The organism is Erythrobacter sp. (assembly GCF_038133525.1).
Classification (GTDB): Bacteria; Pseudomonadota; Alphaproteobacteria; order Sphingomonadales; family Sphingomonadaceae; genus Qipengyuania.
The window spans coordinates 21,842-32,262 of record NZ_JAYPTL010000040.1 but is presented as its reverse complement, the minus strand read 5'-3'; the positions used below and the strand labels follow the sequence as shown (position 1 = coordinate 32,262).

General features: G+C 61.2%; 10 protein-coding genes. 8 read left to right on the top strand and 2 right to left on the bottom strand.

What is annotated here, in order from left to right:
• The first annotated feature begins 120 nt into the window (after positions 1–120).
• From AAFM29_RS11485 to phoB, 8 genes are all read left to right on the top strand, one after another.
• Complete coding sequence (locus AAFM29_RS11485; RefSeq protein WP_341712934.1) at positions 121–1,320, top strand: ATP-binding protein; 1,200 nt, start codon at positions 121–123, stop codon at positions 1,318–1,320.
• 120 nt (positions 1,321–1,440) lie between these two features.
• Positions 1,441–2,817: a porin gene (locus tag AAFM29_RS11480; protein ID WP_341712933.1), complete on the top strand. Its 1,377-nt coding sequence runs from the start codon at positions 1,441–1,443 to the stop codon at positions 2,815–2,817.
• 118 nt (positions 2,818–2,935) lie between these two features.
• The gene (locus AAFM29_RS11475; protein ID WP_341712932.1) at positions 2,936–3,979 is read left to right on the top strand and encodes a substrate-binding domain-containing protein; all 1,044 of its coding nucleotides are present in this window, start codon (positions 2,936–2,938) and stop codon (positions 3,977–3,979) included.
• Between the two features lie 15 nt (positions 3,980–3,994).
• Positions 3,995–5,380: a phosphate ABC transporter permease subunit PstC gene (gene pstC / locus AAFM29_RS11470; protein WP_341712931.1), complete on the top strand. Its 1,386-nt coding sequence runs from the start codon at positions 3,995–3,997 to the stop codon at positions 5,378–5,380.
• Positions 5,373–6,623 carry a phosphate ABC transporter permease PstA gene (pstA, locus tag AAFM29_RS11465; RefSeq protein WP_341712930.1) on the top strand — a complete coding sequence of 417 codons (1,251 nt, stop codon included), beginning with the start codon at positions 5,373–5,375 and terminating at the stop codon, positions 6,621–6,623. Before pstC ends, pstA begins: the two co-directional genes overlap by 8 nt.
• Before the next feature lie 38 nt (positions 6,624–6,661).
• Positions 6,662–7,408 (top strand): phosphate ABC transporter ATP-binding protein PstB, encoded by a 747-nt coding sequence (pstB, locus tag AAFM29_RS11460; protein ID WP_234030312.1) that lies wholly within the window; start codon positions 6,662–6,664, stop codon positions 7,406–7,408.
• A 13-nt stretch (positions 7,409–7,421) separates the two neighbouring features.
• A complete protein-coding gene (gene phoU, locus AAFM29_RS11455) occupies positions 7,422–8,093 on the top strand; it encodes a phosphate signaling complex protein PhoU (RefSeq protein WP_341712937.1) in 672 nt (223 codons plus the stop codon).
• 70 nt (positions 8,094–8,163) lie between these two features.
• Positions 8,164–8,853: a phosphate regulon transcriptional regulator PhoB gene (gene phoB, locus AAFM29_RS11450; protein ID WP_341712936.1), complete on the top strand. Its 690-nt coding sequence runs from the start codon at positions 8,164–8,166 to the stop codon at positions 8,851–8,853.
• Between the two features lie 4 nt (positions 8,854–8,857).
• On the opposite strand, the gene AAFM29_RS11445 is transcribed toward phoB, so the two are convergent.
• Together AAFM29_RS11445 and AAFM29_RS11440 are read right to left on the bottom strand one after the other, a co-directional pair.
• Entirely contained in the window at positions 8,858–9,742 is an 885-nt protein-coding gene (locus tag AAFM29_RS11445; RefSeq protein ID WP_341712929.1) for an alpha/beta fold hydrolase, read from the bottom strand.
• Positions 9,743–9,774: 32 nt separating this feature from the next.
• Complete coding sequence (locus AAFM29_RS11440; RefSeq protein WP_341712928.1) at positions 9,775–10,413, bottom strand: LysE family translocator; 639 nt, start codon at positions 10,411–10,413, stop codon at positions 9,775–9,777.
• Positions 10,414–10,421: the final 8 nt, after the last annotated feature.

Genomic DNA, 10,421 nt, shown 5'->3' with positions numbered 1-10,421 from the left:
GGACGCGGCCCTCTCACGGCTGAAACACGGGTTCGATTCCCGTAGGGGTCACCAGCCAATCATGACAGCGATCTGATTACCGTTGGCACACCGGCGCCTGCACGGCTAAGCCGCGCCGCGATGAATAGGCGCCCATTCCCCTGGTCCGGATTCGCCTTGGCGCTGATCGGCAGCCTTGCGCTGATGATCTCTGGGCTGGATGTCGTCATGGCCCTCGCGGTGCTGCTCTTGTGGACCGGCTCATTGTGGTTGGTCGCTACACCACCGCCTGCCCCCGAACGTCGTAGCTCCAACGGCAGCTTTTCACGCGACTCGATGCGCGACTTGTTCGAACACTCCGAAGCCCCGGTGGTAATTACCGACCGCGACAGAGTTATCATCGCAAACCACGCGGCACGCGGCCTGCTCGGCACGCACATCATCGGCCAGGATGTACGCATGGCTTTGCGTCAGCCCGAAGCTGTCCGATTGATCGAGCAAGGCGGCGATGGCGGCGCCATTATCCGCGGCATCGCCCGCCGAAACGATATCTGGCGAATAAACCGCAAATCACTCGACGATAATCTTTCGGTCATTGAGTTTGTGAACAAGACTGCAGAGGCGGACATAGCTCGCGCCCACACGGACTTTGTGGCCAATGCCAGTCACGAACTGCGCACTCCGCTTGCGGCGATCATTGGCTACGTCGAAACATTGCGTGAAGACCCAACCTCGCTGGACAGTTCCATGGCCGAACGGTTTCTGGGCACCATCCACCGCGAAGCCCGGCGCCTGCAAGACCTTGTTAGCGATCTGATGTCGCTATCGCGGATCGAGGCGGAGAAGCACGATCTTCCGGTTCAATCGGTCGACCTCGTTGCTTTGGTCGAGCGTGCCGCACGCGATGCGGCCGGAAATGAGCGTCAGGACATGCTCGACATAGAGAGCGCCGGATCATTCACCGTCCGTGGCGATCCGCAACAACTGGAACAGCTGGTGCGCAACCTGGTCGACAACGGCTTCAAATATGGTGCGACAGGAAAACCAATCACCATTCGCTTGATCCCGCGCGGTAAGAGCCGGGTCCGCCTGACGGTGAGCGACCGTGGAGAAGGTATCCCGCCGGAACACCTTCCTCATCTGACGCGCCGTTTTTATCGCACCGACCCTGGCCGCAGCCGGGCGTCTGGGGGAACCGGCTTGGGCCTGGCGATCGTCAAGCACATCGTCGAACGGCACCGTGGCCGCCTCGATATCGAAAGCACGGTGGGGGAAGGTACGCGAGTGATCGTCACCCTGCCTCTCGAAGAGGCCGTTCCAGCCGAACAAACGGACGATTGAGCTACGCTTTCCACAGCCTGTCCACAGGCTGCATCCGTTCGCTCACATCCTGTCACAGAACTGTAATTTGCCGGTCATAGACGCGTCGCCGAAACGTCACCTCCCCGAAAAGGATTCGGAATGACCCGCAAGTATCGTCTTACCGTGGCGGCTGCCGCACTAAGCTGCACCATGGCCACCCCGCTCTATGCCCAGTCCGTAACGGTCTCGGCGGAAGAGCTCTCCGCCATGCGCGCCCAGCTCAGCGCAATGAACGCGCGAATCGATCAGCTTGAAGGCGAACTGGCTGCAGCCAAGGCAGCAAACGAGGCACAGGATGCCAACATTGCAGCTCAGGCAGCAGCGGTTGCCGCAATCCCCGCTCCGAAGGAATCGACCACGAAGATTTCGTGGAAAGGCGCACCCCAGCTGGAAGGCGAAGGTGGCTGGAGCTTCAAGCCGCGCGGTCGACTGATGTACGACGTCGGCTTCACCAGCGCACCCGAATCGACCGGCCGCGAAGACGGTTTCGGCAATGAGGCCCGCCGTGCCCGCCTGGGCGTGGAAGGCGATATCCCGGGCGGTTTCGGCTACAAGTTCGAACTCGACTTCGCCGGTAATGAGGTCGAGGCAGCCGATGCCTTCCTCTCCTACAGCGATGGTCCGTTGGAAATCATCGTCGGCCACCAGAACAATTTCCAGTCGCTGGAAGAACTGACCAGCAGCCTGCACACGACCTTCATCGAACGTGCGGCCTTCACCGATGCCTTCGGCTTCGAGCGTCGCATCGGTGCCTCGGCTACATACAAGAAAGGTATCGTCCTGGCGCAAGCCGGCCTGTTCACCGACAACGTTGCCGATACCGAAAGCAAGAATCGCGGTGCGGATGCTCGCTTCGTTCTGATGCCGAAGTCGGGCAAGACCCAGTTCCATCTGGGTGGCTCGATCCACTACAACAACATCGACGAGCCGACCGGTACCGTGCGCTATCGCCAGCGTCCGTTGGTGCATTTCACCTCTGAACGCTTCATCAACACCGGCAACCTCGCGGCCGACAGCGAATTCGGCCTGGGTGTTGAAGGTGCAGTGATTTCCGGGCCATTCCATGCTGCTGCCGAAGGCTATTGGCAGAAGGTGAACACGCCCGGTGCAGGTGCAGACCCGACCTTCTTCGGTGGCTATGCCGAAGCCGGTATCTACCTGACCAAGGGCGATACGCGCGGCTACAAGAGCGGCAAGTTCGATCGTACCAAGCCGGCCAATCCGGTGGGTAGCGGCGGTATCGGTTCGATCCAGTTCAACCTGCGCTACGACTTCCTCGACCTCAACGACGCCGGTATCCTTGGCGGCAAGCAGGATGCCTTCCTCGCGTCGCTGGTGTGGAAGCCGACGGCCTACACCCTGTTCGCGCTCAACTATGGCGCGCTCAAGTACGACGATGCCGTCTACGCAGCCGCCGGCGGCGACACATCCTACACCGTGGATGCCTTCGGCCTGCGCGCACAGATCGACTTCTGATGGCTACGATGGTGGGAGGCGATTTTGCCTCCTACCATCGAAAGTCATACGCGTGTCGCAACCATGTAACATTGAGGCGCTCTTGCGCCGCTAGCTATCAACGAAGAGGCTTATCATCATGAAGACCAAGTCCCTCATTTTCGCCGCCGTCTCGGCTGCCGCCCTCGCCGCTTGCGGCGGAAATGGCGCCAGCACGGCAACCCGTGATTCGATCCGCGCTGCCGGTTCGTCGACCGTCTATCCTTTCGCCAAGGCCGTTGCCGAAGCGTTCAGCCGTGACAACCCCGACTTCAAGGCACCGATCATCGAATCGATCGGCTCGGGCGCCGGTATCGAAGCGTTCTGCAAGGGCGAAGGCTTCGAGACCCCCGACATCGCCAACGCTTCGCGCCGCATGAAGGCCAGCGAATTCGAAACCTGCAAGACGAACGGCGTGACCGACATCGTCGAAGTTCAGGTCGGCCTGGATGGGATCGCACTTGCTTCGGCCAAGGGTGGGATCACCATGAACCTAACCCCGAAGATCATTTACGAAGCCCTGGCCGCCAAGCCCTATGGCAAGGATCAGACCGCCAAGACCTGGCAGGATGTCGATGCCTCGCTGCCGGCCACCCCGATCCTCGTCTATGGCCCGCCGTCCACCTCGGGCACGCGCGACGCGCTCAAGGAACTGATCCTCGAAGCCGGTTGCAAGACCGACGAAGCGACCAAGGCGCTCAAGGAAACCAACGAAGACGAATTCAAGAAGATCTGCACCGAAGTCCGTTCGGATGGCGCCTATGTCGACCAGGGCGAGCAGGACAACCTGATCGTGCAGAAGATCGAAGGCAACATGAATGCCGTCGGCATCTTCGGCTATTCGTATCTCGAAGAGAACCTCGACAAGCTGCAGGGCCTGACGGTCAATGGCGTCGAGCCGACCTATGACAACATCGCCAGCTTCACCTACCCCGGTGCGCGCCCGCTGTTCATGTACGTCAAGAAGAACCACCTCGATGCCGTCCCCGGCCTCAAGGAATACCTCGTTGCCTGGACCAAGATGTGGGCAAAGGATGGCCCGTTGGCCAAGCATGGGCTTGTAGCATCGCCGGATGACGTTATGGCGGCCAGCACCAAGGCGGCCACCGAGTACACCCTGCTCGACGGCTCGCAGCTCAAGTAAGGTATCGTATAACGCATGTCGCCAACCATCTTGCTTCTCCTGGCCATCGGCCTTGGGCTTGCCGGATGGTTGGCGGCCCGCGCGCGTGCCTGGACCTTCCGACGCGCCAGCCCTGATGGGCGTATTTCCAGCCTGCCGACCTACCATGCGTGGTATGTCGCCCTCTGGGTGACACTGCCTGTCCTGGCCTTCATCGCCCTTTGGTCGGCTGTTTCTCCGGGACTGATCACCCAGTCCGTGCTCGCCGATCCGGCTGCGGCCGAACTGCCCGCATTCGGATTCCAGCGCGATGCACTCCTCAACGAAGCTCGCAACGTGGCGACGGGCACCGCTCCGGCGGTGTTCAATCCCAAGGCGACCGTACTGATCCAGCCTTATCGGGATGCGATTTCCTTTTACGGCAGCATCGGCATCGCCGCGACCTTGGTGATTGCCTTCCTCGGCGGGGCCTGGGCCTTCCTGCGCCTGAAGCCTGACTTCGCGGCGCGAACCAAGGTTGAGCGTATCGTCATGGCGATCCTGCTCGGCGCTTCCCTGGTCGCAATCCTGACCACGCTCGGCATTCTGGCCAGCCTGGTCTTCGAAACCGTGCGCTTCTTCGGCATGGTTTCGCCGATCGACTTCCTCTTCGGGACACACTGGGGACCCGATCCCATGGCACGCGCCGCAGCGGTCGACGGTAGTCGCTACGGCGCCATCCCGCTGTTCTGGGGGACCATTTTCATCGGGGCGATCATTGCAATGATCGTCGCAATCCCGCTGGGCCTGATGAGCGCGATCTATCTGACCCAGTATGCAGCCCCACGGCTTCGTGCATGGATCAAGCCGGCGCTCGAGATTCTCGCCGGCGTACCCACGGTGGTTTACGGATACTTCGCGGCGCTCACCATTGCCCCTGCGATTCGTGACATGGCGCTGGCGGTGGGGGTTTCGAACCCTTCGAGCGAAAGCGCGCTCGCCGCAGGTCTCGTCATGGGTGTGATGATCATTCCTTTCGTTTCCTCGATGGCGGACGATTCGATCGCGGCGGTGCCGCAGGCCATGCGCGACGGCAGCCTGGCGATGGGTGCAACCACCAGCGAAACCATCCGTCGCGTGCTCGTACCTGCCGCCCTGCCCGGTATCGTCGCAGGCATCATGCTGGCCATCAGCCGTGCGATCGGCGAAACCATGATCGTGGTGATGGCCGCTTCGACTGCGGCGAACCTGACCGCCAACCCGCTAGAGGCAATGACCACTGTCACCGTCCAGATTGTCGCCATGCTCACCGGCGAAGGCAGCTTCGACCACCCGGCGACCCTGAGCGCCTTTGCCCTGGGCTTCGTGCTGTTCATGGTGACGCTCGGTCTCAATTTCGTCGCCCTGCGCGTCGTGAAAAGGTTCCGCGAAGCTTATGAATGAGCGTGTCGCCCCGACCCGCACCGCTTCCTTCGAAGCGCGACTGCAAAAACGCTACGCGGCAGAGCGGCGCTTCAAGGCAATCGGCCTTGGAGCAATCCTGTTTTCCGTTGCTGTGCTGCTGTTCCTGCTGGCGACGATGACGCTGAACGGTATCGGCGGATTCCAACGCGTCGAAATGGACGTGCCGATCGACTTTACCCAGGCCGGAATCGCTGCCGATCCGACGATGATGGCGCAACCGGGGGCGGTAAACTCCTTGCAGGCACAGGGTCTGCCGGAGGTGGTTTCTTTCTATGCTAGCCAGGCCTTGGGTGAGGAAGCGGCGGCCGAAATAGGCCCCGATGCGTGGCGCGATGTCGCCGCGGCGATCATCGCAGATCCATCAATCCTGCGCGAAACCGTCACCTTCTCACTGCCGACCTCTGCCGATCTTGCCTCAGGCTATTCGGGCGAAGGGTCTGCAGAAATGCAGGCCCTGGCGCAAAAGCTGAATGACGAAGGCAAGCTGGCGAAGAATTTCGACCCCGGCTTTCTGGGACGGTCTGACGCCACCAACCCGCAGCAAGTCGGTATCTGGGGCGCGCTCAAGGGCTCGATGCTGACCATGCTCGTCACCTTGCTGATGGCCTTCCCGATCGGCGTGCTGGCCGCTCTCTACCTCGAGGAATACGCGCCGCGGAACCGCTGGACCGACCTGATCGAGGTTTCGATCAATAACCTGGCCGCAGTTCCGTCGATCATTTTCGGCCTGCTGGGTCTGGCTGTCTTCCTGACGCTTTTCCCCAGCTACCGCTCTGCCCCCCTCATCGGAGGCATGACGCTGGCGCTGATGACCATGCCGGTTATCGTCATTTCCGGCCGCAACGCCATCAAGGCCGTGCCGCCAAGTATCCGCGACGGCGCATTGGCGATCGGTGCCTCACCGGTGCAGGTCGTCTTCCACCACGTCCTGCCGCTCGCCCTGCCCGGCATTCTGACCGGCACGATCATCGGCATGGCCCGCGCGCTTGGCGAAACCGCGCCGCTGCTGATGATCGGCATGCGCGCATTTGTGGCGACCCCGCCTGATGGACTGACATCGCCAGCTACCGTGCTGCCGGTGCAGATCTTCCTGTGGTCTGACGAAATCGACCGCGGCTTCGTGGAACGCACCAGTGCGGCGATTATCGTGCTATTGCTGTTCCTGCTCGTTATGAACGGGCTCGCAATCTACCTGCGCAACAAGTTCGAGAAAAAGTGGTGACCGTAGTTCACGAAAACCTTGAAACCACCGACGCCAAGATGCGTGCGCGGGACGTCTCCGTATTCTACGGCGACAAGAAGGCTATTGACGAGGTTTCGATCGATATCCCGACCGAATATGTCACCGCCTTCATCGGCCCTTCGGGCTGCGGAAAGTCGACATTCCTGCGGACGCTCAACCGCATGAACGACACGATCCCTTCCGCCCGGGTGGAAGGTGAGATCACTCTCGACGGCGATGATATCTACCGCTCGAAGATGGATGTCGTGCAGCTGCGCGCGCGAGTGGGCATGGTGTTCCAGAAGCCCAACCCTTTCCCCAAGTCGATCTACGAAAACATCGCCTACGGGCCCAAGATCCATGGGCTGGCCGAAGGCAAGGAAGAACTCGATGCGATAGTTGAGCGCTCGCTCAAGCGCGCCGGCCTGTGGGAAGAGGTGAAGGATCGCCTGCAGGACAGCGGTACCGCCCTGTCGGGTGGCCAGCAGCAGCGCCTGTGCATCGCACGCGCCATTGCGGTCGACCCCGAAGTGATCCTGATGGACGAGCCCTGTTCGGCGCTCGACCCGATCGCCACCGCGAAGATCGAGGAACTGATCGCCGAACTCAACGGCCGCTATGCTATCGTCATCGTCACGCACTCGATGCAGCAGGCCGCACGCGTGAGCCAACGCACTGCCTTCTTCCATCTCGGAAAGATGGTAGAATACGGGCGTACGTCTGACATATTCACCAATCCACTGGAGCAGCGCACCCAGGATTACATCACGGGTCGATACGGGTAAGGTCATGGCATCCATGCACGAACACACGGTCAAAGCATTCGACGAGGACATCACCCGGCTTCGCGGCCTGATCGCGGAGATGGGCGGCCTTGCCGAAGCCGCGATCCAGGAAGCGCTCGATGCGCTGGTCAAGGGTGACGACGATCTGGCCAAGAAGGTCGTCAAGGGCGACAAGAAGATCGACGCACTCGAAAGCGAAGTCGACAAGCTGGCGGTGCGCATCATCGCATTGCGCGCGCCGATGGCCGATGACCTTCGCGAAGTTATCGCTGCGCTGAAGATTGCCGGCGTGGTCGAACGCATTGGCGACTATTCGAAGAACATCGCCAAGGCGAGCCGCGAGATCGGCCCTCACCGCAAGCAGTTCGAACCGCTTACGCTACTCCCGGCCATGGCCGAGGTGGCGAGTGAGATGGTCCACGACGTCCTGACCGCCTATGCCGCGCGTGATGCCGAACTGGCGCGCGAGGTGATTGCCGCAGACGAGAAGGTTGACGCGTTCTACAACTCGATTTTCCGCAATCTCGTCAGCCATATGGTGGAAAATCCTTCGACTATTTCGAGTGCGGCGCAACTGCTCTTTGTGGCCCGCAACCTCGAGCGGATCGGCGACCATGCAACCAACGTGGCCGAGATGGTGCATTTCGCCGCAACCGGCCACTATCCTCCTGACGGGGATGCTTGACATAAAACTGTAGCGGAAGGGTCATAAAGCCGTGCCGACCGAAACCAATTCATCTCGGGAAGGCAAGGATTTGCACGCTGCCAAGCTACTGCTCGTAGAGGACGATCCCGCCCTCTCGGAGCTGCTCGAATATCGCTTCGCCAATGAAGGCTACCAGGTCCGCGCCACCGCTGATGGCGACGAGGCGCTGATCCTGGCTTCCGAAGACACGCCCGATCTCGTCATCCTCGACTGGATGATCGAGGGAACCAGCGGGATAGAGGTATGCCGTCGACTGCGGCGGGACAAGGAAACCGCGCACGTCCCCATCATCATGCTCACGGCGCGCGAAGCCGAGGATGATCGCATTCGCGGGTTGGAAACCGGTGCTGACGATTACCTGACCAAGCCATTCAGCCCGCGTGAGCTGCTGGCGCGCGTTTCTGCAGTCATGCGTCGTATCCGCCCCGCCCTGGCGGGTGAAACGATCGAAGTAGGCGATATCTCGCTGGATCCGGTCGCGCACAAGGTGATGCGGCGTGGCCGGGCACTACAGCTTGGTCCGACGGAATACCGCCTGCTCAAGTTCTTCATGGAAAGTCCGGGCCGGGTATTCAGCCGCGGGCAGCTGCTTGACGGCGTGTGGGGTACCGAAAGCGATATCGAACTGCGCACGGTCGACGTGCATATCCGGCGGTTGCGCAAGGCCATCGAGATCGAAGGCGCAAAGGACCCGATCCGCACCGTGCGCAGCGCGGGTTATTCGCTTGAGGTGAACTGACCGGCTAGTTGCCTGGCGTTTCCAGTGTTTCAAGCCAACGGAGCACGTGTGTCTGCAGCGTGATCCGCTTGCCCGACCAACTATGATCGGTCGCCTCATGGATCGACGCGACACGAGTACCGCCTTGTTTGCGGATAGCCTCGACCAAGGCATCGGTCATGAAGGCAAGATCGTCGTCGGAGCTCAGGATAAGGTTCGATTTCGGCGCAAGCTGCGGGGCGAATTGCAGAAAATCGAAGGCTTCCTGATTGGCGATGAGCTCCGCCGCCATCAGCTCTGGCGTCGTATCGGCAAGCGTTTCCGCATTGCCGGCTGAGCGTTGAGCCAAATCATCCGGCTCCAGGCGGCCGACCCAACCCATATTCGCCGCTGAGATCAGCCCCATGCCCAGCAAGTCACCATCCTGCCCGGCGGTCATCGCGGCAACCCATCCACCCATCGAATGACCGACAATCGCCATGCGCTTCGGGTCAACGCCGAGCGCTGATGCATTCGCGGGGTCGCGCAAATAGGCGAGCACCGCAGCCGCATCCTGCGGATTATTGGCGAAACGGAACGATCCGGGGCTCCCCCAAGACCCGCGATAGTTGAATGTCACCGCATTCCAGCCAGCGCGCCGAACGGCCTGCGCCAGGTCGAGGTTCTTCTCATTGCCCGGCCAGCCATGGCAGATGACCAGGGTTGGATGCGGTCCCGGCCCTGCGGCGATATAGGCGATGCCGTTGATGTTCACTCCGCCACTCGGGATATGGAGTGTCTCCATGCGGGCAGGATGCTCACTGTCGGATGCAGGATCAGTATAGATCGCGGCCGGGATCGCAGGGCTATCGCGGCCCAGCGCAGGAGTGGTCAGCACGGCCGAAGCCAGTAACAGGGTGATTGTACGCACGTAGCTCTCCCGAGGCCCTTGTCTGGTGCTTGTCACACGGGTGTGGTCAACAGGTCCAGCAATATCAGGCCGGCGATAAGCAGGAATGCGGTCCCGACTCCACGATCGATCCAGCGCCGCATGGCGGGATTATCCATCGTTTTCGCGAGGCTGCGTCCGGTGAGGATGTAGAGCGTACCTACCAGCAGATCGAGCACCAGCGCGACCAGCGCCAGTGTCACGATTTGGCCGGTGATCGGTTGGGCAGCATCGATGAAAGGCGGGATCAGTGCGACCATATAGATCAGCGATTTCGGATTGCCGATCGCAACTACGACCCCGTCACGGAAGGGATTGCCATCGGGCGCCTGTCCCGCGGCCTCCTGTCGATGTTCATCCGTGTGGAAGGAGTGACGAATGGCTTTGAGACCGAGCCATGCCAGGTAGCCGATGCCCAAGACTGCCAGTAACCTGAAGGCCATGGGAAAAGCCCTGGCCAGCGTACCAAGACCGAAAGCAGCCAGGGCCCACCACACCAGATAGCCGATCTGCATGCCCAGCAGCGCAACGTAGCCCGCCCGCGTACCACGCCAGAGCGCCTGCCCCATGACAAACAGCATCGACTGCCCGGGCACGAGGCTGGTCGTGGTTGTCACCAGCATGAAGGCGGCGAGCTTCTCAGGATCGATCATTGCGCGCG